19 protein-coding genes, 2 tRNA genes, 1 pseudogene and 1 riboswitch are annotated in these 25,780 nt (G+C 74.1%); of the genes and pseudogenes, 7 read left to right on the plus strand and 15 right to left on the minus strand.

Translation table 11 applies throughout. The annotated features are described in order from the left end of the window. Positions 1-467: 467 nt before the first annotated feature. The 4 genes from ACF08F_RS00040 to ACF08F_RS00055 all read left to right on the plus strand — a co-directional run bounded on the left by ACF08F_RS00040 (position 468) and on the right by ACF08F_RS00055 (position 5,937). On the plus strand, positions 468-1,961 hold the full coding sequence (locus tag ACF08F_RS00040; RefSeq protein ID WP_392296236.1) for an MFS transporter: 1,494 nt from the start codon (positions 468-470) through the stop codon (positions 1,959-1,961). 275 nt (positions 1,962-2,236) lie between these two features. Then, entirely contained in the window at positions 2,237-3,421 is a 1,185-nt protein-coding gene (gene lhgO, locus ACF08F_RS00045; protein WP_392296237.1) for an L-2-hydroxyglutarate oxidase, read from the plus strand. 381 nt (positions 3,422-3,802) lie between these two features. Continuing rightward, the gene (gene trmB, locus ACF08F_RS00050; protein WP_223834765.1) at positions 3,803-4,522 is read left to right on the plus strand and encodes a tRNA (guanosine(46)-N7)-methyltransferase TrmB; all 720 of its coding nucleotides are present in this window, start codon (positions 3,803-3,805) and stop codon (positions 4,520-4,522) included. 56 nt (positions 4,523-4,578) lie between these two features. Further along, positions 4,579-5,937, plus strand: coding sequence for a PrsW family intramembrane metalloprotease (locus ACF08F_RS00055; RefSeq protein ID WP_392296238.1), 1,359 nt, complete (start codon positions 4,579-4,581; stop codon positions 5,935-5,937). 184 nt (positions 5,938-6,121) lie between these two features. On the opposite strand, the gene ACF08F_RS00060 is transcribed toward ACF08F_RS00055, so the two are convergent. From ACF08F_RS00060 to ACF08F_RS00100, 9 genes are all read right to left on the minus strand, one after another. Continuing rightward, positions 6,122-7,069: an aldo/keto reductase gene (locus ACF08F_RS00060; protein WP_392296239.1), complete on the minus strand. Its 948-nt coding sequence runs from the start codon at positions 7,067-7,069 to the stop codon at positions 6,122-6,124. 68 nt (positions 7,070-7,137) lie between these two features. Then, entirely contained in the window at positions 7,138-8,310 is a 1,173-nt protein-coding gene (locus tag ACF08F_RS00065; RefSeq protein WP_392296240.1) for a M23 family metallopeptidase, read from the minus strand. 11 nt (positions 8,311-8,321) lie between these two features. After that, positions 8,322-8,467: riboswitch (cyclic di-AMP (ydaO/yuaA leader) on the minus strand. Positions 8,468-8,668: 201 nt separating this feature from the next. Further along, positions 8,669-9,955: a PP2C family protein-serine/threonine phosphatase gene (locus ACF08F_RS00070; protein WP_392296241.1), complete on the minus strand. Its 1,287-nt coding sequence runs from the start codon at positions 9,953-9,955 to the stop codon at positions 8,669-8,671. Between the two features lie 130 nt (positions 9,956-10,085). Beyond that, positions 10,086-11,411 (minus strand): MFS transporter, encoded by a 1,326-nt coding sequence (locus ACF08F_RS00075; protein ID WP_392296242.1) that lies wholly within the window; start codon positions 11,409-11,411, stop codon positions 10,086-10,088. Continuing rightward, the gene (locus tag ACF08F_RS00080) at positions 11,408-12,439 is read right to left on the minus strand and encodes a PLP-dependent cysteine synthase family protein (protein ID WP_392296243.1); all 1,032 of its coding nucleotides are present in this window, start codon (positions 12,437-12,439) and stop codon (positions 11,408-11,410) included. Before ACF08F_RS00080 ends, ACF08F_RS00075 begins: the two co-directional genes overlap by 4 nt. A gap of 65 nt (positions 12,440-12,504) precedes the next feature. Continuing rightward, positions 12,505-12,876 carry a hypothetical protein gene (locus ACF08F_RS00085; protein WP_392296244.1) on the minus strand — a complete coding sequence of 124 codons (372 nt, stop codon included), beginning with the start codon at positions 12,874-12,876 and terminating at the stop codon, positions 12,505-12,507. 124 nt (positions 12,877-13,000) lie between these two features. Continuing rightward, positions 13,001-13,741 carry a MerR family transcriptional regulator gene (locus ACF08F_RS00090; RefSeq protein ID WP_392296245.1) on the minus strand — a complete coding sequence of 247 codons (741 nt, stop codon included), beginning with the start codon at positions 13,739-13,741 and terminating at the stop codon, positions 13,001-13,003. A gap of 111 nt (positions 13,742-13,852) precedes the next feature. Continuing rightward, a tRNA-Met gene (locus ACF08F_RS00095) sits at positions 13,853-13,926 on the minus strand. Between the two features lie 51 nt (positions 13,927-13,977). Beyond that, positions 13,978-14,475 carry a rhodanese-like domain-containing protein gene (locus tag ACF08F_RS00100; protein ID WP_392296246.1) on the minus strand — a complete coding sequence of 166 codons (498 nt, stop codon included), beginning with the start codon at positions 14,473-14,475 and terminating at the stop codon, positions 13,978-13,980. A gap of 213 nt (positions 14,476-14,688) precedes the next feature. Between ACF08F_RS00100 and sigJ the strand changes: the two genes are divergently transcribed. Continuing rightward, positions 14,689-15,612: an RNA polymerase sigma factor SigJ gene (sigJ, locus tag ACF08F_RS00105; RefSeq protein WP_392296247.1), complete on the plus strand. Its 924-nt coding sequence runs from the start codon at positions 14,689-14,691 to the stop codon at positions 15,610-15,612. A 112-nt stretch (positions 15,613-15,724) separates the two neighbouring features. Here the strand turns inward: sigJ and ACF08F_RS00110 are convergent, their stop codons facing one another. The 3 genes from ACF08F_RS00110 to ACF08F_RS00120 all read right to left on the minus strand — a co-directional run bounded on the left by ACF08F_RS00110 (position 15,725) and on the right by ACF08F_RS00120 (position 20,966). Continuing rightward, entirely contained in the window at positions 15,725-16,318 is a 594-nt protein-coding gene (locus tag ACF08F_RS00110) for a phosphatase PAP2 family protein (RefSeq protein WP_392296248.1), read from the minus strand. 20 nt (positions 16,319-16,338) lie between these two features. After that, positions 16,339-17,754, minus strand: coding sequence for a diacylglycerol/lipid kinase family protein (locus ACF08F_RS00115; RefSeq protein ID WP_392296249.1), 1,416 nt, complete (start codon positions 17,752-17,754; stop codon positions 16,339-16,341). A 239-nt stretch (positions 17,755-17,993) separates the two neighbouring features. Beyond that, the gene (locus ACF08F_RS00120; protein ID WP_392296250.1) at positions 17,994-20,966 is read right to left on the minus strand and encodes an ATP-binding protein; all 2,973 of its coding nucleotides are present in this window, start codon (positions 20,964-20,966) and stop codon (positions 17,994-17,996) included. Positions 20,967-21,185: 219 nt separating this feature from the next. On the opposite strand from ACF08F_RS00120, the gene ACF08F_RS00125 reads away from it, so the two are divergent. Both ACF08F_RS00125 and ACF08F_RS00130 read left to right on the plus strand, forming a co-directional pair. Next, a complete protein-coding gene (locus tag ACF08F_RS00125) occupies positions 21,186-21,545 on the plus strand; it encodes a VOC family protein (RefSeq protein ID WP_392296251.1) in 360 nt (119 codons plus the stop codon). Positions 21,546-21,554: 9 nt separating this feature from the next. Next, complete coding sequence (locus ACF08F_RS00130) at positions 21,555-22,010, plus strand: pyridoxamine 5'-phosphate oxidase family protein (RefSeq protein ID WP_392296252.1); 456 nt, start codon at positions 21,555-21,557, stop codon at positions 22,008-22,010. A gap of 71 nt (positions 22,011-22,081) precedes the next feature. Here ACF08F_RS00130 and ACF08F_RS00135 read toward each other — a convergent pair. From ACF08F_RS00135 to ACF08F_RS00145, 3 genes and pseudogenes are all read right to left on the minus strand, one after another. Further along, positions 22,082-22,154 (minus strand) — tRNA-Lys (locus ACF08F_RS00135). Positions 22,155-22,266: 112 nt separating this feature from the next. Further along, entirely contained in the window at positions 22,267-25,344 is a 3,078-nt protein-coding gene (locus ACF08F_RS00140) for an FG-GAP-like repeat-containing protein (RefSeq protein WP_392296253.1), read from the minus strand. A 203-nt stretch (positions 25,345-25,547) separates the two neighbouring features. Beyond that, positions 25,548-25,780: pseudogene (locus ACF08F_RS00145) on the minus strand (RNA helicase); the annotation flags it as partial.

Below are 25,780 nucleotides of genomic sequence, written 5' to 3' on the forward strand. Positions count from 1 at the left end.
GGCCAGTTGAGCACCGGCGTCATTCGGCCAAATATCGCCCCTCCCCGGAGGGTTGGGGCGGCGTCCGGCTGTTCGCCCGGGCGCCCTGCGCCCTCAGGCGTCACCGGCAGCCCGGGAGGCGCTCCCGCCTCCCGGCGCCGTCCGCCGCCCGCGGGGAATGGAGCGGCGGTGTCCCCCAGCCCACTGGTCCGGGACACCGTTCCCGGCCGAGCGGGCCGACCCACGCACCGCCCATGGAAGCGCTCCCCGCACCGGACGGACGAGAGCGCACGGCCGGGCGCACGGCCACACGACGGGAGCACGGCTCGGGCCGGCGGCCCCCGGCGCCGTCCGTTCACACAACAATCCCGCCATACGGAACACCGCCCCTTAACGGTAGGGATGCGGCGAACTACGCTGTGTTTACGAATGCCGCACGCCTATGCCCGGCGTCGTGGCGGCCGTCTGGGTTGTCGAGGGGTGGCGTCATGTCCAGGGAGCAACGCGGGCCGAACGAAAAGCTCGGCACGGTTCTCGCCCTCGCGGGAATCAGCAACGCCGGGCTCGCCCGGCGCGTCAACGACCTCGGTGCGCAGCGGGGCCTGACGCTTCGTTACGACAAGACGTCGGTCGCACGGTGGGTGTCGAAGGGCATGGTGCCGCAGGGCGCCGCCCCGCACCTGATCGCCGCGGCGATCGGCCAGAAGCTCGGCCGGCCCGTGCCGCTGCACGAGATCGGGCTCGCGGACGCCGACCCGGCGCCCGAGGTGGGGCTCGCCTTCCCGCGGGACGTGGGCGAGGCGGTCCGCTCGGCCACCGACCTGTACCGGCTGGATCTCGCCGGGCGGCGGGCCGGCGGTGGCGGCATCTGGCAGTCGCTGGCCGGCTCCTTCGCGGTCAGCGCGTACGCGACGCCCGCGTCCCGCTGGCTGATAACCCCGGCCGACCCGTCGGTGGAGCGCGAGGCGCCCCGGCTCGGTCATGGGGCGGGTGCGGGCTCCGGTCCCGGGTCCGGGGCCGGCGGGGAGGACGCCGGCTCCGGCGCCACGGCCGGCACGGAGCACGTGCGCGTGGGCCACAGCGACGTCGCCAAGCTCCGCGAGGCAGCCGAGGACGCGCGCCGCTGGGACTCCAAGTACGGCGGCGGGGACTGGCGCTCGTCGATGGTCCCCGAGTGCTTACGCGTGGACGCGGCGCCGCTGCTGCTCGGCTCGTACTCGGACGAGGTCGGCCGCGCGCTCTTCGGCGCGACCGCCGAGCTCACGCGCCTGGCCGGGTGGATGGCCTTCGACACCGGCCAGCAGGAGGCCGCGCAGCGCTACTACATCCAGGCCCTGCGGCTCGCCCGCGCCGCCGCCGACGTGCCCCTCGGCGGCTACGTCCTCGCCTCCATGTCCCTCCAGGCGACCTACCGGGGCTTCGCCGACGAGGGCGTCGACCTCGCGCAGGCCGCGCTCGAACGGAACCGGGGGCTCGCCACCGCCCGCACCATGTCCTTCTTCCGGCTCGTCGAGGCCCGCGCGCACGCCAAGGCGGGCGACGGGCCGGCCGCGGCGGCGGCGCTGAAGGCCGCCGAGGGGTGGCTGGAGCGGTCCCGGGCGGGCGACGCCGACCCGACGTGGCTGGGCTTCTACTCGTACGACCGCTTCTGCGCCGATGCCGCCGAGTGCTACCGGGACCTGCGGATGCCGGGCGAGGTGCGGCGCTTCACCGAGCAGGCGCTGTCCCGGCCGACCGAGGAGTTCGTCCGCTCGCACGGGCTGCGGCTCGTCGTCTCCGCCGTCGCCGAGCTGGAGTCGGGCAATCTCGACGCGGCCTGCGCGGCGGGCACGCGCGCGGTGGAGGTGGCGGGGCGGATCTCGTCGGCGCGGACGACCGAGTACGTACGGGATCTGCTCCACCGGCTCGAACCGTACGGGGACGAGCCGCGCGTCATGGAGCTGCGGGAGCGGGCACGGCCGCTGCTGGTGGCGCCGGTGTGAGCTGTGGGGTCTGCGGGCGGATTGGGGCCTGTGGGCGTTGCGGGGCCGGCGGGAGGTGTGGGCCTGTGAGCGTTGTGGGGCCTGCGCGAGGCGTGGGGCCTTGCAGGGGGCTGTGGGCTGTGTGAGCCGTGTGGGGGCTGGGGCGGTGCGGGGGTTTCGGCGTGGGTGGCGTCGGTGTGGGCCGGGCGAGCCACGTGAGCTGCGTCTCGTGAGGTTTCGCGGGATTGTCAGTGGGCCAGTGCACTATCAGGGGTGGGAGGTGACAGGTGGCGCTGGTGTTCGACTGTGACGTGCTGGTGATCGGCGGCGGGATCGTCGGTCTCTCGACGGCGTACGCGCTGACGCGCGCCGCCCCCGGGACGCGGGTCACGGTCCTGGAGAAGGAGCATGCCCCCGCGCAGCACCAGACCGGGCGCAACAGCGGGGTGATCCACAGCGGGATCTACTACCGGCCCGGTTCGCTGAAGGCGCGGTTCGCGGTCGAGGGCGCGGCCGAGATGGTCAAGTTCTGCGCGGAGTGGGGCATTCCGCACGAGGTGACGGGGAAGCTCGTCGTCGCCACCTCGCGCGACGAGCTGCCCCGGCTCCACGCGCTCGTGCAGCGCGGCAGGGAGAACGGCATCCCCGTGCGGGAGCTCGGGCCCTCGCAGATCAGCGAGTACGAGCCGCGGGTGCGGGGGCTGGCCGCGATCCATGTCGGCACGACCGGCATCTGCGACTACACGGCCGTCGCCAAGCAGCTCGCCGACTCCTCGGGGGCGACGATCGCGTACGGGGCCGAGGTCACCGTGATCGACCGCCGGCCGTGGGGTGTCGCCGTGCGGACCGCGGACGGGCGGGTCCTGCGGGCCCGGGTCCTGGTGAACTGCGCGGGGCTGCACTGCGACCGGATCGCGCGGCTCGCGGGCGACGACCCGGGGATGCGGATCGTCCCCTTCCGTGGGGAGTACTACGAGCTGGCGGACCCCTCGCTCGTGCGGGGCCTGGTCTATCCGGTGCCGGATCCGGCGTTCCCGTTCCTCGGGGTGCATCTGACCCGGGGCATCGACGGCGGCGTCCACATCGGGCCGAACGCGGTGCCGGCGCTCGCCCGGGAGGGATACGGCTGGTCCGTCGTCCGCCCGCGCGAACTGGGCGGCACGCTGGCCTGGCCCGGGTCGTGGGCGATCGCCCGCGAGCACTGGCGGTACGGGGCCGGTGAGCTGCGGCGCTCGCTCTCGAAGCGGGCGTTCACGGAGGCGGTGCGGAGGCTGCTGCCGGTGGTGGAGGAGTCCGACCTGCGGCGCGCGGCGCCGGGGGTGCGGGCGCAGGCGGTGCTGCGGGACGGGACGCTGGTCGACGACTTCCTGATCCGGGAGGCGGCGCGGACGGTGCACGTGCTGAACGCGCCCTCGCCTGCGGCGACGGCTTCGCTGCCGATCGGGCGGGAGGTCGCGGGGAGGGCGTTGGCGCGGTTGTAGGGGTTGCGGGGTGGTGCGGCTGCTCGGTCGCCGGTCGAGCCCCCACCCCGCCCCTTCCCGAAACCCTGCCGGGGGCCGGTGGGGGTGGAGGAGGAGCCGTTCCCGGGGCTCCGCCCCGGACCCCGCAGCGGCAGCTTCGCGCCGACGGCACCGGACCCCTGAACCCTGTCGGCGGCAGGGTCGCGCCGACGGCACGCGTCACCCGAACCCTGCAGTGGCAGCTTCGCGTGACCGGCACAGGCCCATCGGGGTTCCGGGTGGGCGTTCCTCGGGTGGGGGTTCGGCGATCGTAGAATTGGGGGCATTGTGTCTGAGCAGCCTGAGAACAGTCCTCGTACCGACGCCGAAACCGTCCAGCCTGTCGCTCGGCGGGGCAGTCGGATGTTCGCCCCCGGTGAGGGGCCCCTGCCCGATCCCGCCGGGGCTCATCACGAGCGGCGGATCCGGAGCTTCCAGCCGCGGCGCAGCCGTGTCACCTACGGGCAGGCCGAGGCCATGCTCAAGCGGTGGCCCGACTGGGGCCTCGACATCGACGGCAAGCGGGTCCTCGACCTCGGCGAGATGTTCGACGGGCTTCCGGTCGTCCTGGAGATCGGCTTCGGGATGGGCGAGGCGACCGCGCAGATGGCCGCCGCCGACCCCGGGACCGGCATCCTCGCCGTGGACGTGCACACGCCCGGGCAGGGCAATCTGCTCGGTCTCGCCGACCGCAACGGGCTCACCAACGTCCGGGTCGCCAACGGCGACGCGATCATCCTGCTCCGCGAGATGCTCGCCACCGACTCCCTCGACGGCTGCCGCGTCTACTTCCCGGACCCGTGGCCCAAGGCCCGCCACCACAAGCGGCGGCTGATCCAGCCCGAGTTCCTCAGCCTTCTCGCGACCCGGCTCAAGCCCGGCGGCGTGCTGCACTGCGCCACCGACTGGGAGTCGTACGCCGAGCAGATGCTGGAGGTGCTCTCCGCGCATCCCGACTTCGAGAACACCCGTGCCGACGGCGGCTTCGCGCCCCGCCCGGACTTCCGTCCCGTCACCCGCTTCGAGGGTCAGGGCCTGGACAAGGGGCACGTCGTGCACGACCTCCTCTTCCGGAGGAAGTGACAGGGAGTACACCGCTCCTTGGCCCGGTGTCGGCAGGGGTCGTTAGGGTCGATCGCGTGTCGAACTCCGTTCCTGTCGAAGGTGAAGTCGAAGGCGAGGCCGAGGGCGTCGTCGCGGTCGTTCCCGTTCCTCGCCGGAGCACCGACGAGCCCGCCTTTCCGGCCGCCGCCGACCGGTCCACGTGGCGCTACCGGCCCCGCCGCGCCTTCTGGCGCAGCCGGCTGTTCCGGGCCGTCGCCGTGATCACGCTGCTCGCGCTCTGCGCGCTCGTGATCCTGGCGCTGGTCCGCGAGCAGACCGGCACCCAGGGCTTCCTCGTCGGGCTGGGCCTCGCGGTGCTTCCCGTACCGCTGCTCATGGCGGCGTTCCGCTGGCTCGACCGGGTCGAGCCGGGGCCCTGGAAGAACCTGCTCTTCGCCTTCGCCTGGGGCGCCTTCGCCGCCGCGCTCGTCGCGATCCTCGCGAACTCCTTCGCCGTCCGCTGGATCGCGACGGCCACCGCCGACCCGGACTCGGCCGACACCCTCGGTGCCACGGTCATCGCGCCGGTCGTGGAGGAGACCGCGAAGGCCGCCGCGATCCTGATCCTCTTCCTCTTCCGCCGACGGCACTTCGGCGGGCTCGTCGACGGCGTCGTCGCCGCCGGGTTCACCGCGACCGGCTTCGCCTTCACCGAGAACATCCTCTACCTCGGCAACGCCTTCGGCGAGGACCAGGAGTTCGGCTCCACCGGCATCGGCTCCGTGACCGCCGCGACCTTCTTCGTACGGGTCGTGATGTCGCCGTTCGCGCACCCGCTGTTCACCGTGCTCACCGGCATCGGCTTCGGCTTCGCCGCCCTCGCTCCCCGCGGCAAGCGGCTCCGCCGCGTGCTGCTGCCGCTCGCCGGGCTGCTGCTCGCCATGGGCATGCACGCCGCCTGGAACGGCTCGGCCACCTTCGGCGGCCCCTGGGCCTTCTACCTGGTGTACGCGTGCTTCATGGTCCCGGCCTTCGGCCTGCTGACCTGGCTCGCGGTGTGGAGCCGGCAGCGCGAGCTGCGCACGATATCCGGCGAGCTCCCGGCGTACGCGGCGGCCGGGTGGCTCTCCCCCGCCGAGCCGCTGGCCCTCTCCTCGATGCGGGCCCGCCAGGTGGCCCGCTCCTTCGCCGCCCGGACGTACGGCCCTCCGGCGGCGCAGGCCGTCGGCGAGTACGAGTCCTTCGCGACGACCCTGGCGTTCCTCCGGGACCGGGCCCGGCGCGGCGCGGCCGGGCCCGACTTCCCGGCCCGCGAGCAGGAGCTCCTGCACCACCTCTGGCAGCGCCGGGCGGTCGCCTCCCCCGCGCTCACGTACGCCGCACGGGCCACCGGGCGGGTGTGGGCGCCGCCGCAGTATCTGGACTACGGCGGCTACAACCCCTATCGGAGCTAGGGCGTGTTGCGAAAGTAGCGCCGGCCGCCCGAAGGGCGGGCCCGACGGCGTCTGGTGCGTGCGATCGCAAGGCGGAGGGTCGCCCCGATACTGGATGTATCGGGGTGATCCCGACAACGCGGCGAGCGTGCGTGCCAGGCGCCGTCGGGCAGGCGGGATTTTCGCAACACGCCCTAGTGGGGAGTCAGGAGGCCGAGGCTTCGTTCAGGAGCTTGAGGTCCGACTCCGTGAGCGTGAGGTCCGCCGAGGCGACCAGTGCCGGGAGCTGGTCGACCGTGCGGGCCGAGGCGATCGGTGCGGCGACCGTCGGCTGGGCGGCGAGCCAGGCGAGGGCGACGGTGGCGACCTCGGCGTCGTGGGCCTCGGCGACCGCGTCGAGGGCGGAGAGGACGGCCCGGCCCCGCTCGGTGTCGAGGTGTTCGGCGGCACCGGAGGCGCGGACGCTGTCGACGGTGGTGCCCGGGCGGTACTTGCCGGTGAGGAAGCCGGAGGCGAGGCCGAAGTAGGGGACCGCGGAGAGGCCGGCCTGCTCGACGGTCTCCTGGAGGGGGCCCTCGTACGTCTCGCGCGAGACCAGGTTGTAGTGCGGCTGGAGCGCAACGTACCGGGTGAGGCCCTCCGCCTCGGCGAAGTCGAGGGAGGCCCGCAGCCGCTCCGGGGAGATGTTGGAGGCGGCGACGGCCCGCACCTTGCCGTCCTTCACGAGCTGGTCGAGGGCGGTGACGATCTCCTCGACCGGGACGGTCTCGTCGTCGAAGTGCGTGTAGTAGAGGTCGATGTGGTCGGTGCCGAGGCGGCGCAGGGACTCCTCGACGGCGCCCTTGATCGTGGTGGCGGCGAGCCCCTTGTAGCGGGGGTGGGCGCCGACCTTGGTGGCGATGACGAGGTCGTCCCGGCGGCCGCGGGAGGCGAGCCAGCGGCCGATGACCGTCTCGGACTCGCCGCCCTCGTGGCCCTCGGCCCAGGAGGAGTACATGTCGGCGGTGTCGACGAAGTTGCCGCCGGCGGCGACGTAGGCGTCGAGGACGGCGAAGGACTCGGCCTCGTCGGAGGTCCACCCGAAGACGTTGCCGCCCAGGGCGAGCGGGAAGACGTGCAGGTCGGAAGTGCCCAGCGGGCGGAGGGTCGTCATGCGGTGATCAACCACCCGCGCCACCGGGGCTATTCCGTCGGGGCCGGTCCGTGCGTGACGCGGGAGCGTCAGAGCGACAGGCCCTTGGAGCGGAGCCAGGCCGCCGGGTCGATGCCGTCGCCGCCCGCGGTGTGGACCTCCATGTGGAGGTGGGCGCCGGTGACGTTTCCGGTGGCGCCGACGCGGCCGATCGTCTCGCCGGTGGTCACGGTCTGGCCCGCGCCGACCGTCATGGAGGAGAGGTGGGCGTACCAGACCTCGGTGCCGTCCTCCAGCTCCAGGACGACCCGGTAGCCGTACGAGCCGGACCAGCCCGCCGACTTGATCGTGCCGCTGTGGACCGCCTTGAGCGGGGTGCCCGTGGGGGCCGCGAAGTCGAGGCCGGTGTGGTAGCCGGAGGACCACATCGAGCCGGACTGCATGTAGGTCGCGCTGAGGCTGTACGAGGAGAGGGGCATCGAGTAGCTCGCGGCGAGCTGGGCGAGGCGCTCGGCCTCCGCCTTCTCGGCGGCGATCCGCTCGGCCTCGGCCTTGGCTTCCGCCTCCGCCTTGGCCTTGGCCTCCGCTTCGGCCTTGGCCTTGGCCTCCTCGGCCGCCTTCTCCGCCGCGGCGGCCTCGGCTGCCGCCTTCTCGGCCGCGGCCTTCTCGGCGGCGAGCTTCTCGGCGGCGTCGGCGGAGGCCTGCTGCTGCTCGGCCTGCTGGAGGATGCGGGCGCGCAGGATCTCGCCCGCGTCGGCGGCGCGGGTCGGGGCCGCCTCGGCGGTGGCGTTCTGCGTGGTGAAGGAGGCCTGGGCGGCACGCGTGGTCGCGGAGGCGTCGTCCGTGCCCGGCGTCACGTAGGTGGCGGCGGTGAGCGGGTTCGGGTTGCCGCCGGTCGCCGCGATGGTGTCCTGGATCTGCTGGTCGGCCTGGTCGTCGGCGAAGAGCTCGCCGACGCCGGGGAGGTCCTCGGCGGCCGGGAGGTTCAGGTCGGGGAGGTCCGGGAGGTCGGGAAGCGATATCGCGACCGGGGGCTTCTCCTGCGCGGTGGCGAGGCCGCCCGCACCGACGGCCGCGATGACGCCGACGCCGAGGACGGTGGAGGAACGGGCGAAGTTGGAGCGCTGCTTGACGACCCGGTGCCGTCCGCCGGAGCGGAGGGTTCCCTCGTCGGGGTTCCACTCGGTGTCCGGAGCGGCAGGACCCGCACCACCACCGAAGGCGTCGAAGGGGGCCTCGGATGCGGGAGTGTTGGACGCCACGGGGGCGCGCTCCTTTCCTTCCTTCTCGCCTACCGGGTTAGCTGACGGGTTCGGAGCAGGAAGGTCTCCTACGGGCTCGTCGCACGGGTGCGAAGGGCCTGATTCACCCCAAATGGTGGTTCCCCGGTTCCTTTTCAGGATTCGGCGCGTGCGCACGGTGCCGCCTCTTGCGACGGGTGTGACGACCGCGCTGCGTTATCGAACGTTAATAGACAGGGGCGCCCGATTCCAAGCTGTTCCCAGTGATCGTTCATTGAATTGGTGGGGAATCGCCCGAGTTGACCCCCCTTCAGCAAGGAGTGGCCGAACCCCTGCGATCTGACGTTATGTCAATTGTTATCGGAGTGACACCCTTCGACTACGCCTGGTGACCGGGCCGTGCCGAAGGCCCCGCCGAAGGCCCAGCCGGAGTCCCCAGAGGTCCCGAAGGAGCCGGCGCGGCGGGCGGGACCACCGGCATCGTCCGGCGCCTCTCCTGCTGCCCCGCCGCGGGCCTGCTCACCGCGAGCAGCGCCATGTCGTCCGTCGACCCGCCGCCCGTGTGGAGGCGTACGTCGTCGACGAGCGCGTCGAGCAGCTCCTCGGGTCCCGGGAAGATCCGCCCGGCGAGCCGGGCCGCCGGATCGTAGAAGACGCCCTGCGCGTCCCGCGCCTCCGACAGGCCGTCCGTGTAGAACAGCAGCGTCGCGCCCGGCGGGTACGGCCGCTCCTCGGCCCGGTCCGGCCACGCCGCCAGCTCCCCCATCCCGAGCGGCAGCGCCGGCTCCGCCGGATCCAGCACGTCCAGATCCCCGTCCACGTACAGCAGCAGCGGCGGCGGATGCCCGCGGTTGACGACCCGTACGCCTCCGTCCCCCGGCCCGTCGTCGCGCGGGATCTCCGCCAGGACGGCCGTCGTGAACCCCTCGAAGGCGTCGAGCCCGGCCCTGCGGGTCCCCTCCCGGGTCAGCGCCCGCTCCAGCCGCTGCGCCACCCCCTCCAGGCTCCGCTCCTGCTCGGCCGCCTCGCGGAACGCCCCGATCACGACGGCGACCGCCTCGACCGCGTCCATCCCCTTGCCCCGCACGTCCCCCACGACGAGCCGCACCCCGTACGGGGTGTCCTGGACCGCGAACAGGTCGCCGCCGATGAACGCGTCGGCCTGCGCCGCCTCGTAGCGGGCCGCGCACTGCAGCCCGCCGATGCGCTCGTCGGGCGTCGGCAGCACCGCCTTCTGCGCGGTCTCCGCGATGACCCTGGCGGACGCCAGCCGCTCGCCGCTGCGCCGCACGACCCGGTTGATGAGGAGGGCGAGCGCGGACACGGTGACGACGGTCAGCGTCTCGGTGAGGGCCGGGATCTCGTCGACGGTGCCGTTGTAGCCGTGCAGCCCGACGGAGGCGAGGACGGCGGCGATCCCGGTGAGCAGGGTGGTCAGCATGGAGAAGAAGGGCGCGGCTATCAGCGGGGCGGCGGAGAAGAGCGGCGCCGCCGTGTACTCGGGCGGTGTCGCCACGTCGTAGGCGAGGCCGCCCACGATGATCAGCGGGGGCAGCGCACGGATGAACCGCCGGGCTCCGCCGTACACGGGAGGGCCGGAGGCGGCACGGCCGTCGCCGCGCCGCCGCCCGCCGCCCGCCCGCCGCCGCTCCTGGGGGTGCCCCACCTGTGCTCTCCTGCCCCGGCCCGTACCGGCCCGTACCGGTCACGGTGCTCTGTACCGCGCCCTCCCAGGGTGGCCGCCACCGCACTCGGCGGCGACCTCCACGGGGCCGACTGGCGTACCGCGCCGGGCTCTAAGGGGCGGCCGCCGCCGGTTTCTCCGGTCCCGCGTCCGCGGCCGGTTTCTCCGGCTCCGGCCCTGCGGCCGGGATCTCCGGCTCCGGCCCCGCGCCCGGCTTCTCCGGCCCCGGCTCCGCGAGGCGGCCCCCGCGGGCGAGGAGGGCGACCGCGCCCGCGCACACCAGGCCGACCGCGCACAGCGCGAGCCACGGGACCGCCGACCACCCGGTCACGTCGAGCAGCGCGCCCGTCGCCAGGTTCCCGACGGTGATCCCGATTCCGCAGACCGTGTTGTAGAGCCCGTAGTGGGTGGCCACCCAGCGCCCCCGGGCCAGGGCGACGACGGTGTCCATCTCGTACGGGTAGAGCACCGCGTTCGCCACCGCCAGGACCACCGCGCACAGCAACAGCCCCGCCACGCCCCGGCCCAGGGCCGCCGGCACCAGGAAGGCCCCGCCCATCAGCGCGAGTCCGAGGACCAGGCACCGCTCGCGGTCGAGACGGCGCCGGCACCAGGCCGTGATCCGCAGCTGTCCGGCGAGCGCGACGAGCGCCGAGACGACGAACAGCGCCGTCGTGAGCCCCGTGCCGCCCGCCGCGAGCGGCAGCGCCAGATAGACCTGGAAGGACAGCACGTACGAGCCGGTCATCGCGAGCGAGAAGAGCCAGAACGTCCGGTGCGAGAGGACCGTACGGAACTGCCCCCGCCCGTCCTTCCCCGCGGCCTCCCGCGCGGAAGCCCCGGCCGCCGCGGGCAGATGCCGGAGCTGTACGAGGGTCAGGCCGGCGAACAGGACCGCCGCCACCGTGCACGTCAGCCGGAACGACACCCCGGTGAGCGCCACGCCGACGAGCGGGCCGAGCAGGATCCCGGCCTGGTAGTACGCGTTGAACAGCGCGAAGGCCTGGACCCGCCGCTCCTCCCCGGCCTCCGCCGCGAGGCAGGCCCGAACCGCCGGGTTGAACAGCGCCCCGGCGAGCCCGGTCGCGAGCGAGGCGGCGACCAGCATCGGCAGCGACTGCGCGAAGGCGAGCGCCCCGAAGCCGACCGTCCGCAGCGCGCAGCCGGCCACGATGAGCGGCTTGAAGCCGAGCCGGTCGGCGAGCGCCCCGCCGACCAGGAACATGCCCTGCTGGGAGAGGTTCCGGGCGCCGAGGACGAGGCCGACCGCCCAGGCGGCCATGCCGAGCCCGTCCGCGAGGTGCGCGGCCAGGAACGGCATCAGCATGTAGAAGCCGAGGTTGATGGTGAGCTGGTTGAGGAAGAGCAGCCGGACGGCCGGGTCGAAGGTGCGGCTCTGCTTCCAGATGCCTCCGCGGGGAGGCGCCGCCGTGGTCACTTGGCCCGCTCCAGCACCCGGCGGGTCCAGCCGTCGACGGCCCTGTCCGCCTCGTACGCGACGGGGTCCTCCCGCACCGGCCCGTCGAGGAGCCCGTGCGCCGCGCAGAACTCGTCGTTGAAGACGGTGTCGAAGTACCGCTGCGGCCCGTCGGGGAAGACGGCCGCGATCCGTGTCCCGCGCGGCCGGGTGCGGGCCAGCCAGCCGGCGACGAGCGCGACCGCGCCCACGCTCCAGCCGCCGGTGGCGAACTGACGCGAGGCCAGCCGGCGGGCCGCCCGCACCGCTTCGGCGGGGGCCACCCAGTGGACCTCGTCGAAGGCGTCGTGGTCCACGTTGGCCGGGTGGATGGAGGAGCCGAGGCCGCGCATCAGCCGGTCCCCGGCGGGGAGGCCGAAGACCGTGGAGCCGATCGAGTCCACGCCGACCAGCTCCAGGGCGGGGCTGCCGGTGGCGCGCAGCGCGCGGGAGATCCCGGCCGAGTGGCCCCCGGTGCCGACCGCGCAGACCAGGACGTCGATCCGGTCGAGCTGCTCGGACAGCTCGGCGGCGAGCCCGGCGTAGGCGTCGCAGTTGTCGGGGTTCCCGTACTGGTTGGGCCACCAGGCCCCGTCGAGCCGGAGCAGCAGGTCGGCGACGAGGTCCATCCGGGCCTGCTGCCAGCCGCCCTGCGGGCTGGGCTCGGTGGCGACGTGGACCTGGGCGCCGTGGGCGACCAGCATCCGCTCGACGATCGGTTCGAGGCCGGGGTCGGTGACGACGTGCACGGGGTGGCCGTGCAGGACGCCCGCGAGGGCGAGCCCGAGGCCGAGCGTCCCGGAGGACGACTCGACGATGGGCGCGCCGGGCCGCAGCTCGCCGCGGCGGCGGGCCTGCTCGACCATGTAGAGGGCGGCGCGGTCCTTGATGCCGCCGAAGTTGAAGCCTTCGAGCTTGGCCCAGTAGCCGTCGTCCGTCCAGAGGACGGGGGTGTTGCCGACGGTCTGGACGGCGATGGGCAGGGTGTTGCCGAACAGGCGACTGTTCATGGGGTCTACGTCCTTGAGGTGGTACGCCGAAAGGAACCTGGTCACGCGTGGGTGCGGGACCCGGCTCAGTTCCGGTCCACTCCGAGGGCGATCAGCAGAAGGCCCGGCTCGGGGCCGGGTCCCGCCCTGCCCCGGACACAGCGTGCGCGGGGGTCGGTGCGGAGGTCCGCCGCGTACGAGGACGGGGTCACGGCCCCGCCGGACTCGGGTGCGGCGAGCTGTGAGGCGGTGGTATGCGCGGGCAGGTGGGCGTCGAAGGACCAGACCTCCCCGGACCGCTCGCAGCCGTGCGGCGGGGCGGGGGCGGAGACGGCGGCCGACGCGCTTTTGGAGGCGGGCAGGACGTGCCCGTGCGCTCCGTGGCAGACGCTCATCAGGAGGGCGAGGAGCGCGAGCAGGACGAGGACGGCGGGCGCCCGCCTTCCTACGTCACTCACACCGTCGTCACCCATGGTGCGCGTGAGACTACGGCGGGGTGTCACGCACCGCCAAAACGACGGGCGCGGTTTTGGCCACCGTTTACTTCCGACCACTTCCGACCACTGGGATCGCTGCGATCGCTCACAGGCTCCGTTCCGCGTAGACCGCCATCGCGTCCCGGACGAGGAGCGCGGTGCCCTCGCCGTGCTTGTCGTAGTGGGCGGTGAAGCGCGGGTCGTCGACGTACATGCGGCCGAGTCCGATCACGTACTCCTTGGTCGGGGTCGTCGTGGCCGACAGCCACGCGACCTGGCGCCGCGCGATCGCCTGCACCGCCTCGCTGTCGGGGGCCAGGCCGTCCCGTACCGCCTGCGCGAAGTCGCGGGCGATGCCGGTCTGCTCGTCCAGGAACGCCTTCCTCCCCTCGGCGTCGAGCGAGCGCCACCAGCGGTCGCCCTGCTCGTACGCCGCACGGCCCCAGCGCTCGGTGACCTCCTGCTCGTACCGCGTGTGGTCGAAGCCGTCGAAGACTTCCTCTGCCATGAGCTGTTCTCCCTTCTCGGTCTTGTGGAGAGTGGTGCGGACGGCCTCGATCTGCCGGCCGATGCGCTCCCGCTCCTGCTCCAGGAGGAGCAGATGGGTGCGCAGCGCGGCGGACGGGTCGCGCTGTCCTTTGAGGACCTCGGCGATCGCGGGCAAAGAGAGCCCGAGCTCGCGCAGCAGCAGGATGCGCTGCAGACGCACGAGCGCCGCCTGGTCGTAGTACCGGTAACCGTTCGCGCCGATCCGGCTCGGCTCCAGCAGTCCCCGCTCGCCGTAGTGGCGGAGGGTGCGGCTGGTGGTGCCGGCCTTCTTGGCGATCTCCTGGATCGACCACTCCATGCCGACAACGCTAAATCTTGACGTCGCGTCAAGGTCAAGCCGAGCCGCGCGCGGGAACGACGAAGGCCCGGATCCGATCGAAATCGGATCCGGGCCTTCGCTGCTACTGAGTAGCGGGGACAGGATTTGAACCTGCGACCTCTGGGTTATGAGCCCAGCGAGCTACCGAGCTGCTCCACCCCGCGTCGGTAAACACGACTCTACGTCATGCCCGGCGCATTCGTGAAATCGGTTTCTCAGCAGCCGCAGTCGTCGGAGTCCACGGGCGCCGTGAGCGGGTCCGCGGCCTTCTCCGCGGGCCCCTCCCAGGTCTCGTAGGCGAAGCCCTCGCGCACCCAGTACTCGAAGCCGCCGAGCATCTCCTTCACCTGGAAGCCCAGCTCGGCGAGGGCCAGCGCGGCGCGGGTGGCGCCGTTGCAGCCGGGGCCCCAGCAGTACGTGACCACCGGGACGGACTTGTCGAGGAGCTGCTCGGCCTGCTCGGGGATGAGCGCGGTCGGCAGGTGGAGCGCGCCGGGGACGTGCCCCTGGTCCCAGGAGGCGGTGGAACGCGAGTCGATCACGACGAAGCCGGGGTCCGTGCCCTCGGCCTTCGCGGTGGCGAGCGCGGAGGCCACGTCGGAGACGTCGGCGTGGAAGGCGAGGCTGGCGGAGAAGTACGCGGCAGCGGCGGCGGGGGAGGCCGGCGGGGTGCGGAGTACGGGGTTGACCTGCGTCGTTGTCGTCGTCGTCATGGTGATCAATCTACGGACGAAGATCATCGCGCTGAAGTACGGATCCACGGCGGTCGGGGACTGCCGCCGGGGAATCCCGGGCGTTCGGCGCGGCGCGGCGGGGATCTCACGTGACGAGACCGTTCGGGCCGCTCGGCCGCCGCGGTTGGTGTCACATCGGCAGAGTTCCCTCCGTCATGGAGGCATGACGGAGGCGAAGGGGGAGACGGACGCGTGAACGGCGAGCTGAACGACGACCGACAGGACGGCGACGCACTGGCCCGGCGGTTCGAGGCCGACCGGGGGCACCTGCGGGCCGTGGCCTACCGGATGCTCGGCTCGCTGAGCGAGGCGGAGGACGCCGTCCAGGAGACGTGGTTCAAGCTCAGCCGCGCCGACATCGGCGAGGTGCGGAACCTCAGCGGCTGGCTGACCACGGTCGTCGGCCGCGTCTGCCTCGACATGCTGCGCTCCCGCGGCTCGCGCCGCGAGGACCCGCTGGAGTACTTCGTCCCCGACCCGGTCGTCACCGTCCTCGACGCCACGAACCCCGAGCACTCGGCGGAGCTCACCGAGTCCGTCGGCCTCGCTCTCCTCGTCGTCCTGGAGACGCTGTCGCCGGCCGAGCGGCTCGCCTTCGTCCTGCACGACATGTTCGCCGTCTCCTTCGACGAGATCGCGCGGATCGTGGACCGCACCCCGGCCGCGACCCGTCAGCTCGCCAGCCGGGCCCGCCGCCGGGTCCAGGACGCCACCCCGCCGCCGGGCCCGGACGCCCGGCGCCGGCGGGAGATCGCCGACGCCTTCCTGGCCGCCGCGAACGGCGGCGACTTCGAGGGCCTGCTCGCCGTCCTCGACCCCGGCGTGGTGCTGCGGGCGGACGGCGGCAGGGCCCTGGCGGCCGCCTCCAAGGTGGTGCGGGGCGCCGAGGCCGTCGTCGCGCAGGCGCTCACGTACGCGAAGTTCAAGCAGGCGTCGCTGCCGGTCCTGGTCAACGGCGCGCCCGCGTTCGTCGCGGTCGTGGACGGCCGCCCGTCCGTGCTCATGTCGTTCACGATCTCCGGGGACCGGATCGTCGGCCTCGAGATCCTCGCGGACCCGGAGCGGCTCGCCGCGCTCGGCCTCTCGGACGAGGACCTGGCCCGCGCGACCTTCTGAGGCCGGGCGCCCGCACCTGTCCGCGTGACCTGCCGAGGCCGGGCGCCCGCACCTGTCCGCGTGACCTGCCGAGGCCGTCCCCGCGTGACCTGCCGAGGCTGCCGGGCGCCCCTCACCTGTCCCTGGCGGTCACCCAGGTCACGGCCGCCAGGGAGACGGCGGCGCTCGCGACGCCGAGCACCGCGCCCGCGGCGACGTCACCCGGGTAGTGCACGCCGGTGTGCACCCGGGAGTAGCCCACGGCGCCCGCCAGCACCCCGAGGGGCACACCTGCACCGGGCAGCACCGAGCCCACGGCGGCGGCGAAGGCGACCGCCGACGCGGTGTGCCCGGACGGGAACGAGGCCGAGTCGGGCATCGGGACGTGCCGGCTCACGGCCACCCGGGCCGCCTCCCGGTCCGGCCGCTGCCTGCGGACGAGCCGCTTGCCCAGCAGATTGGCCGTCGCCGAGGCCACGGCGATCGCCCCGGCGCCCGCGATCGCCGCCCGGCGGGGGCGGCCGGGGACGAGGGCGAGTGCGGCGGCGACGCCGAACGAGAGCTTCGAGTGGTTCGCCGCGGTGGAGAGGCGGCGCAGCGCCGTGTCGAGCGTGGGCGTGGGCGTGGCGGCGACGGCGGCGTACACGGCGCCGTCGACGGCCCGGAGATCGCGCAGGACCGCCCGGATGGCCTCGGGCTCCGCCGTCTCCGCTGTCATGTCCGTCATGCGCCGCTCCTTCGGGAGGTTCAGGGGTGCTGAGCTGTGTGGGCCGGGTGCGGGGTGTGGAAGGCGAGCTTCGTGATCCGCCGCCAGTCGAGCGGCGGCAGCGGAGGCACGGTCCCCGGCCGGTCGCGGGGCACGAGGACCCGCAGCGCGCCGGGACGGAGCGTGCACACCACCGGGGTGGGCAGCGTCAGGGCCTCGCCGTCCACGGCGACCGAGATGGTGCCGGAGGCGGCGCCGGCGCTTCCCGGACTCCCCACGATTTCGACCCTACGAGCCGTCAGAACGTTCAGGCCTGCCGCCTGGGTTCCCCGGACGGCCAGTTCGGCGGCCTGCGCGGCGCCGTCCACGCGGATGCCGATCACCCCGAGCTCGCCCTTGTCGAGGCGCGGCCGGTGGGCCGAGGAGACGCCGAAGGGGTCGGGAGCGGAGTACGGGTTGTTGCTGACGAGGAGCGCCTGCTGCGCCGCGAGCCGGAGTTTGTCGACCGTCGCGTCGAGGCGCGGGCCCTCGCCGCCCTGGAGCAGGTCGGGCAGGACCTCGACCGCGGTCTCCGCCTTCGCGTCGCGGTACTCGGGGCGCTGGACGACGTCCGCGTACACCCCGAAGGAGACGGTGTTGACGAAGGGGCGCCCGTCGACCCAGCCGAGGTCGACCCGGAGCTCCTCGCCGTCGGTCAGCGCGTTCAGGCAGTTCGCCGGGTCGGTGCGGTCGAGGCCGAGGTCCATGGCGAAGTGGTTGCGGGTGCCCGCCGAGACGACGAGGAACGGCAGGTCGTGCTCGGCGGCCACCGCGGCGACCAGCGCCTGGGTGCCGTCGCCGCCGGCCACGCCGAGGAGGTCGGCGCCGTCGGCCACGGCCTTCCGGGCGAGCGCGGTGACGTCGCTCTGCACGGACGGGTCGAGCAGGACGACCTGGGCGCCGAGGGCCTCCGCGCGCTCGACGAGACCGAAGCGGCCGACCTTCCCGCCGCCGGACTTCGGGTTCATGATCAGGACGGGCCGGCGGGGGCGCTTGGCGGGCGTGCCCCGCATCACCGCCTCCCACTCCCGGTCGGGGCGGCGCAGCGCGGTCCGCGCGCAGCCGAGCGCCACGGCCCAGAGCGCGAGGGCCACCAGCGCGTTGACCCAGACGCCGCCGACGACGAACAGGACGAGGACGCCGATCGGCGCGCCCACGGCGACCACCGCGCCGGCCACGCGCGGCAGCCCGCGGTGGGCGAGGAACCACCAGAGGCCCATGGCCGCGGCGGCGAGCCCCACGAGCCCGGCGAGCAGGATCAGCAGGCCGCCCGTGAGGGCGGTCAGGAGCGCCGCGATCGAGGCGGCAGCCGCCGCCAGCGCACAACGGGCCAGCCGCCGGGCCGTGCCCGCCGGATCACCCGAACCGCTCGCCGTCACCGGCGCCACCTCCGTACGTCCGTACTCCGTCTCCCACATTCCCCCACGGTCTCTCACCCCGCGTCCCGGCACGGCCCGTTCGAAGGAAAAAGATCTTCGAACTGTGGGGGTACGCCCTCACGGACGCGGACCGGGACGGGGAGGGTTGCCCGGGTCCGTGCACAGACCGGCCTGTCATCAGTCTGGCCCCTGCTCACCGGCGCGTGCGCAAACCGGCCCGGCCTGTCCTCGGACCGGCCCGTGGTCAGGCCCGGCCCGTGGTCAGGCCCGGCCCGTGGTCAGGCCCGGCCCGTGGTCAGGCCCAGCTCCGCGAGGGCGGTCGTGCCGGCCGCGGTGTGCTCGCCGCCGGCGAGGAGCAGGGTGCGGGCGGCCTGGTAGCGGCTGCCGGCCGCCTCGAAGGCGCGCGCCGCGGCGAGGAGCCGCGGCGGGTCGCCGCCGTCGAGGAGCGCCTCCGCCCGGTCCAGGTGGGCGGTGGCGACGGGGTTGCCGGCGACGACGGCCCGGGCGGCGGCCGTCCGGGCCCGGGCGTCCGGGTGCCCGGCGAGCACGGAGGCCTCCGCCCTGAGGGCCACGTACCAGTGCAGCCAGATCCAGGTGACCCACTTCCAGACCTGCTCCGGCTCCGGCTCGACCCGGTCGAGGGCCGCGGCGGCGTCCCCGGCGTGGAGCAGGACCATGGCGTCGAGGATCGCTCCGTAGCCGTGGCGGTACTCCTCCGAGGTCCCCGCGCGGTCGACGATCGAGAGCCACTCCGCCCGGGCGGCGAGGTCGCCGCGCAGGCCGTGGACCATGGCGACGGAGGCGGCCGCGGGGCCGAGGGAGAACGACTGCTGGCGGCCGCCGCGCTCCCAGGCGTCGAGGAAGCGCCCGCTGGCGGTGAGCACCTCGCCGGCCCGGCCGGCGAACGCGTCGGCGACCAGGAGCCAGGACGTGGCGTGGTGGCCCACCTCGGCGAGCAGCGGATGGCCGGCGAGCTCACCGCCCCACCGCCGGGCCTCCTCCAACCGGCCCGCGCCGAGGGCGGTCCCGGAGGCCATGGCGAGGGCGTCGAGGAGCTCGTGGGTCCGCGCGGGGGCCGCCGGCAGGGGCGCGAGGAGGTCGATCCGGCGGCGGGCGGCGGCCGCGGCGCCGAAGGTGTCGCCGGCCCAGCTCCGGGCCCCGGAGAGCGCGTCGAGGGCGGCGGACTCCGCCACGGTGTCGCCCGCGAGCCGGGCGAGCTCGACGGCCCGCTCGGCGAGGGCGATCGTCTCCTCCACGGTGTTGACCGTCTCGCCCTGGACGGCGCCGAAGGCGTCGGCGACGACAGCGGCCTCGGCGAGCGCGACGGCGGCGCGGGCCGCACCCGCCCCGTCCCCGACCGCCCCGTCCCCGACCGCCCCGTCCCCTCGCTGCCCGGCCACGTCCGCCCCGCCCCCGACCGTCCCGACCGGTCCGCCCACGTCCGGCCCGTCCCCGCCCGCCGCGGCCCCGTCCACCGGGTCGCCGTCCAGCAGGTCGCCGTCCACCCGGCCTCCCGCCCCCGACAGTTCCCGGGCCTCCTTGAGGAGGGCCTTCGCCTGCTCCGGGGACGGGAGGCGGGCGAACTCGCTGGAGAAGCGGTACGCGACCGTGGCGGCGGTCGCCAGGTCGTGGGCCGTTCCCGGGAGGTCGCCGGCGCGGCGGGCGGCCTCCCCGGCGGCCCGGTGCAGGCGGAACATGTCGTCGCCCAGCCGGCGGCAGCCGGCCACCCCGGCGGCGAGCCGCAGGGACTCCGCGGCGTGGGCATCCGCACCGGCGAGCACGGCGGCCTGCTCGTACCGCTCCTGCGCCTCGCCCAGCAGGTTGCGGGTGAAGGCCGACCCCGCCAGGGACAGCGCCAGCCGGTGGGCGTCCGCGCGGAGCTCCGGCCTTTCGGCGGCCCAGGCGAGGGCGGCCCTGAGGTCCTCGGCCACCGCGTCGAAACGGCCCCGCCAGTCCGCGCCCCCACCGTCCAGGAGCCCGGTCGCCCCGGCCAGGCACCACCCCACGTGCCGCGTACGCACGACCGCCGACTCCTCGGCCTCGGCGAGCCGTTCGGCGCCGTACTGCCTGATCGTCTCCAGGGCCTGGTAGCGGGTGCCCGCGGCGGACGGGGTCACGGTGAGCAGGCTCTGCTCGGCCAGTCGGCCGAGCCCGTCGGCGACAGCGCCGGGATCGAGCGGGGCGAAGCCCGCGACCTCCGCCGCCGCGGCGGCGGTGAACGGCAGCACGAAGACCGACACCCGGCGCAGCAGCGCCCGGTCCGCGGGTTCCAGCAGGTCGTGGCTCCAGTCGAGGACCGCCCGCACCGAGCGGTGCCGGTCGGCGGCGCGCGGCCCCCCGGCCAGGATCCTCAACTGGTCGGAGAGCCCGGCCACGAGGCCGTCGAGACCGAGCGTGGGCCAGCGAGCCGCGGCCAGTTCGATCGCCAGGGCCATGCCGTCCAGCCGCTCGCAGAGGGCGACGACCGTGTCGCGTACCGCCGGATCCGGCGACGGCAGGCCCACCGCGGCCGCCCGCTCCAGGAAGAGCTCCACGGCCTCCGAGTCCCCGCCCCCGTCGCGCGACAGCGGCGGCACGGGGAAGACCCGCTCGAACGGCACCATGAGCCGCGCCCGGCTCGTCACGAGGACCTTGACGCGCGGGCAGGCCACGAGGAGCCGCTCCAGGAAGGGCGCGACCCCGTCGCGTATCTGCTCGCAGTTGTCCCAGACCAGCAGCGCCTGACGGTCCGCCAGCGCGGCGACCACCGAGTCGTCGATCCCGCGTCCGGGCTGCTCGCCCACGCCGACGGCGGCCGCGACGGCCGCGCCCAGCCGACTCGGATCGTCGACCGGGGCCAGGTCGACGAACCACACCCCGTCGGCGAACTCGGCGGACAGCTCCTCGGCGACGGCCAGCGCGAGCCGGGTCTTCCCGACACCGCCCGGGCCGACCGCGGTGACCTGGCGGTACGACTTCAGCGCCGCCGTCAGCTCCCCGCGCTCCCGCACCCGGCCGACGAACGCCGTCAACGGCGCGGGCAGGACGGGCACCGGCATGTCGACGGGCGCCGCCTCGCGAGCCGCCTCGGCCGCGCGCCGGGAGAGCGCCCGCCGGTCCGGCACCGCCAGCTTGCGGAGCAGCGAGGAGACGTGCGACTCGACGGTCCGCACGGAGATGAACAGCCGCGCGGAGATCTCCGCGTTGCTGAGGTGCTCCCCGAGGAGCGCGAGCACCTCGGCTTCCCGGGACGAGATCGCTGGAGTCGACACCGGCTCATTATCGACGGCTCCGTGGCGACTTCGGGGGTCTCTCCGCGTCTTGCCCGCACCGGACTCGCACCGGACTCCGTACCGGACCCGCACCCGACTCCGTACCGAACCCCGTACCGGACTCCGTGGTGCTTTCCGTGGTCACCACGGAGGCGGACTCCGCCCCGCTGAAGGAGAGTGGAACCACACCGAACGACGCGACCCACAGGAGCGAAGACCATGGCCGGTACGTCCACCCCCCAGGGCCTCAAGACCGTTCTGCACCCCGTCTCCGACCTGGCGAAGGCCAAGGCCGTGTACGCCGCCCTCCTCGGCGTCGAACCGCAGGTCGACGAGCCCTACTACGTCGCCTTCGAGGCCGCGGGCCAGCACGTCGGGCTCCTCCCTGGCGGCGGCCCGCAGGGCCTGACCTCCTCGCTCGCCTACTGGCACGTGCCGGACATCGAGGCGAAGCTCGCCGAGGTGACCGCCGCCGGCGCCACCGTGAAGGACGCCGCGCAGGACGTCGGCGGCGGCCGGCTCGTCGCCACGGTCGTCGACCCCGACGGCAACCTCATCGGCCTCCTGCAGGACGCCTGAGACAGCCCGATGACCACCACCGCGCCCCGCACCCGTGCCCAGCGCCGCCACGACACCGAGCAGCGGCTCGCCCACGACGTCGACGTCTGGGTGGCCACCGCCTCGCCGGACGGCGCTCCGTACCTCGTACCGCTCTCCTTCGACTGGGACGGCGAGGCCCTGCTCGTCTCCACCCCGGCGAACAGCCCGACCGGCCGGAACCTGGCCGCGACCCGGCGTGTCCGCCTGGGTCTCGGACTCACCCGGGACGTGTCGATGATCGACGGCACCGTCGAGGTCCTGGAGATCGACGAGCTGCCGCGGGAGCGCGGCGACCGGTTCGTCGAGCGCACCGGCTTCGACCCGCGGACCGAGTCGGCCTCGTACCGCTGGTTCGTCATCACCCCGCACCGCGTGCAGGCCTGGCGCGAGGCCGACGAGCTCCCGGAGCGTGAACTCCTGCGCGCGGGCCGCCCGGTGATCTGACACCCGGGCGCCACAGCGGAAGGACCCCCGCCGACTCAGGTCGACGAGGGTCCTTCCGGTGAGGCCTTCGGTAGGCCGTGTGGGACTCGAACCCACAACCAATGGATTAAAAGTCCACTGCTCTGCCAATTGAGCTAACGGCCCGTGCACAAGCACACCCGAGCAGCATAGCCCCAGAGCCCCCCGGAACCGATCGGGTATCCGACACGGGGCGCGGCACGTGCCGCGCCCCGGCCCGGACATCCGTCAGGTCGGCTCAGTGGAGGCTCTTGAAGCCGTTCCAGCCTCCGCCGATCAGCATGCGCGAGGCGTACGTGCCGCGGCAGGTGCTGTCGTAGTCGTAGAGCCGTCCCGCCGTGTCACGGGCGAGCAGGTCCGCGCAGCCGTCGCCGGAGATGTCGCCGACCCCCACCAGCGAGGTGTAGGCGCCCCAGCCGCTGCCGAGCTTCACCCGCGCGGTGACGCCGCCGGTCGCCGTGCCGTAGTACCGCCACAGCGCGCCCGCCGCGTCCACGCCCAGCAGGTCGCCGCGTCCGTCGCTGTTGAGGTCCCCGGCGCCGACGACCTTCTTGTACAGCTTCCAGTTGGTGCCGATCCGGACCCGGGGCTTCATCCGGTGGTCGGCCGTACCGGCGTAGAAGTACATGTCGCCCGTCGTCGTCTGGCGCACGATCAGATCGGTGAGACCGTCACCGTTCACGTCGCCGGGGGACGTCAGGACGTCGTACTGCCCCCAGCCCGAACCGATCGAGGTGTACGGGGAGGAGGCCGAGACGACCTTCCCGCAGCCCGGCCGGTAGGCCCGCAGCTGGTCCCCGACGCGCACCAGCACGTCCGCGCACCCGTCGGCGTTCACGTCGCCGAACGGCACGAGGACGGAGGCCGTCGGGAACTTCGCGCCGGTGCCCGCGATCCGCGCCGACAGTCCGCTGTACCCGGTGCCCCGGTACATCGACACGAGACCCGCCGTGTCCATCACCAGCAGATCGCCCTGCCGGTCGTTCCCTGCCATGTCGCGCCAGGCCGGCCGGCCGCCGGAGACCGTGACGGTGCCGGTCAGGGACAGGTCGCTGCCCTGACCGTCCGCCGTGTTCGCCTGGAGGTGCCAGGTGTACCGGCCGTTGGCGACGGGCTTGCCGGCCGCCGTCCGGCCGTCCCAGGTGACGTCGACACGGCTCCTGGTCTCGCCGCCGACGTAGGAGCGGATGGGGTACCCGGAGATCGCGTCGCGCACCGTCAGCTGCCAGTACGACGAGGGCTTGGACAGCGTCCAGTACGTCTTCCAGCCGTCCTGGAGCCGCATCGTCGCCGGGACCTTCGACGTGACGGCGGTGAGGCCGGACGTGGGCACGCCGGTCCACACGACGTGGACGAGGTTCTTCGCGTCCTTGTAGGCGACGGCCCCGCCGAAGCGGTCCACGGTCCAGTGCTCGCGGCGGGCGCCCGGCACGGGTTCGGCGTCGACGAGCCGGCGCACCGCGGGCTTGCCGCCGGTGACCTTGGTCAGGTCGTGGAGCCGGAGGTAGTTGCTCGCGTCGCGGTCGACGACGTAGCCGTCGCCCAGCAGGCCGTCGCCGTCCGTCCCCGGGGTCAGCACGATCCTCGTGTTCGCCCTGAGGTCGACCACGCCCCGCTGCTTGGTCGCCCCGCACGCCCAGTACAGCCAGCGTCCGGCCGCCGCCTGGAGGTCCGTCGGGACGCACGCCGTCCCCGTCGTGACCTTGCCGAGCTGACCGCCGGTGGCCAGGTCGGTCCGCGTCACCTCGCCCGCCGTGGCCGTGCCCGCGTACAGGGTGTCGCCCCAGAGCGCCGTCGGCGCGGTCGACGGCACACCGGTGACGGACTTGGCGCTCTGCGCGTCGAAGTCCACGGCGAGCGTCTGCCCGCCGCCCTGGAAGACCGCCCGCCGGCCGAAGGCGTCGGCGATCCGGCCGGCCGTCTGCCCGGTGGGCACCCGCCTCACCTGGCCGTCGGCGTCACGGGCCGTGACCTCCAGCGGCTTCGACCCGTCACCGGCCAGGTAGACCGTCCGGCCGTCACCGCTGTCGAACAGCGGCGTGCTGCTCTCCAGCCGCTCCGTCTCCGCGCCCACCCACACCGGCTGCGGACGACCGGTGTGCACCGGCCCGACCGGCAGCGGCGTCCACCCGTAGAAGCCACTGCCCATCCGGGTGCCCAGCTCCAGCGAGGAGAACCGGCCCGCGCCGAGGGCGAGCGAGCGCACCTCGGCGGGCAGCGGCTCCACCCGGCTCAGCTTCTCCAGGAGCGGCGCGCCGCCGTCCTTCGCCGCGACGGCCTTGAAGGCCGACCAGTCGGAGGAGGAGGTGCCGCCGACGACGGCCGCGCCCCCGCCCGCGACCTGCGTGAGCTCCGCCTCCGCCTTCTCCAGGAGGGTCTTCGTCCGCCCGTCGGGGTGGAGGGCGACGAGCCGCCGCTTCAGGGAGGCGTCGGCCCCGGAGGCCTCGCCCAGCGCGAGGACCCAGTCGCCGACGAGGGCGATACGGGCGGTGCTCAGGCCGTCCGGGAGGGCGACCGTCTGCTCGGTGCCGGTCAGGGCCGCGCGCTGCCGCACGTGGGCGGTGCGGTTCTCGTCGGTCCAGGCGATCCGGTCGGGGCTCACGGCCACCGACACGAGGGGCGTGGACCCGGTCGGGATCACGGTCAGCTTCCCCGTGGCCAGGTCGACGACGCCGAGGCCGGAGTAGCTGTTCGCGCCGAAGCCGAGCACGGCGACGGAGGCGTCGCCGGCCACGAGCCGCGCCGACTGCACGGGGGTGCCCCCGGGCCAGCCGGTGACGGGCGTGCGGGGCCCGTTCGGGTCGGCGGCGCTCACCAGGTGGTAGCCGGTGGTCGTGGAGCGGTCCTCGGCGGAGGCGTACTGCTGGAAGAGCAGCGTGGAGCCGAGCAGTCCGCGGTACGTGGCGTCGGCGGGCACGTCGAACGACTGCTCGGTGCCGTTCTCCAGGTCGCGGACGGCGTGGACGCCGGTCCCGCGCTGGACGTACAGGTGGCGCCCGCCGGTGCCGGACTGCGCGAAGGGCTGGTTGCCCTTGCCGTATCCGAGCCGGACGTTCTTCGCGGGGTCGGTGAGGTCCGTCCACTCCAGCTGTCCGTCGCCGGGGTGGCCGGGGTCCTCCGTCTCGTGCACGTAGCCCGTGGGGCCGGCCGCCGTGACGGTCACCTGCCGGGGCACGGCCCGCCAGTTCGGCGCGATGTCGAGCTGGTCGACACCGACGATCGGCGAGGCCTCGGCGACCACGGCGGGCGAGAGGCCGACGGCCGAGGCGAGGAGCGTGGTGGCGAGGACGGCGATACGCGTGCGGGGGCGCCGCACGCGTGCGAAACGAGACAAAGAGAGGTCCCTCCCCGGGGCAACCTGATGATCGGACGAGCGTATCCGGTCGAACGGGCGCCCGAGGGAGCGAGACGTGACGGGAAGGCGGTATCGGGACGGCCGGACGGAGTCCGGAAACGGGACAGGGCCCGTACCAGCACCGAAGTGCTCGTACGGGCCCTGCTGTGTCAGGTCACCCGACCTCAGCCGTTGCGCTTCCAGCGCGGCTTGTCGTCGCGGCGGGCGAAGGAGCCGCCGGTCGAACCGGTCGAGCCGGCGCCGCGGTGGTCGTCACGACGGCCGAAGGGGCGGTCGCCGCCACCGGAGCGGAAGCCACCGGAGGGGCGGTCGTCGCGACGGTCACGGTTGAACGGACGGTCGCTGCCGCGGTGGCCGCCGGAGGGGCGGTCGTCGCGACGCTCGAAGGAACGGCCAC

This window comes from Streptomyces sp. NPDC015130 (assembly GCF_043080005.1).
GTDB lineage: Bacteria > Actinomycetota > Actinomycetes > Streptomycetales > Streptomycetaceae > Streptomyces.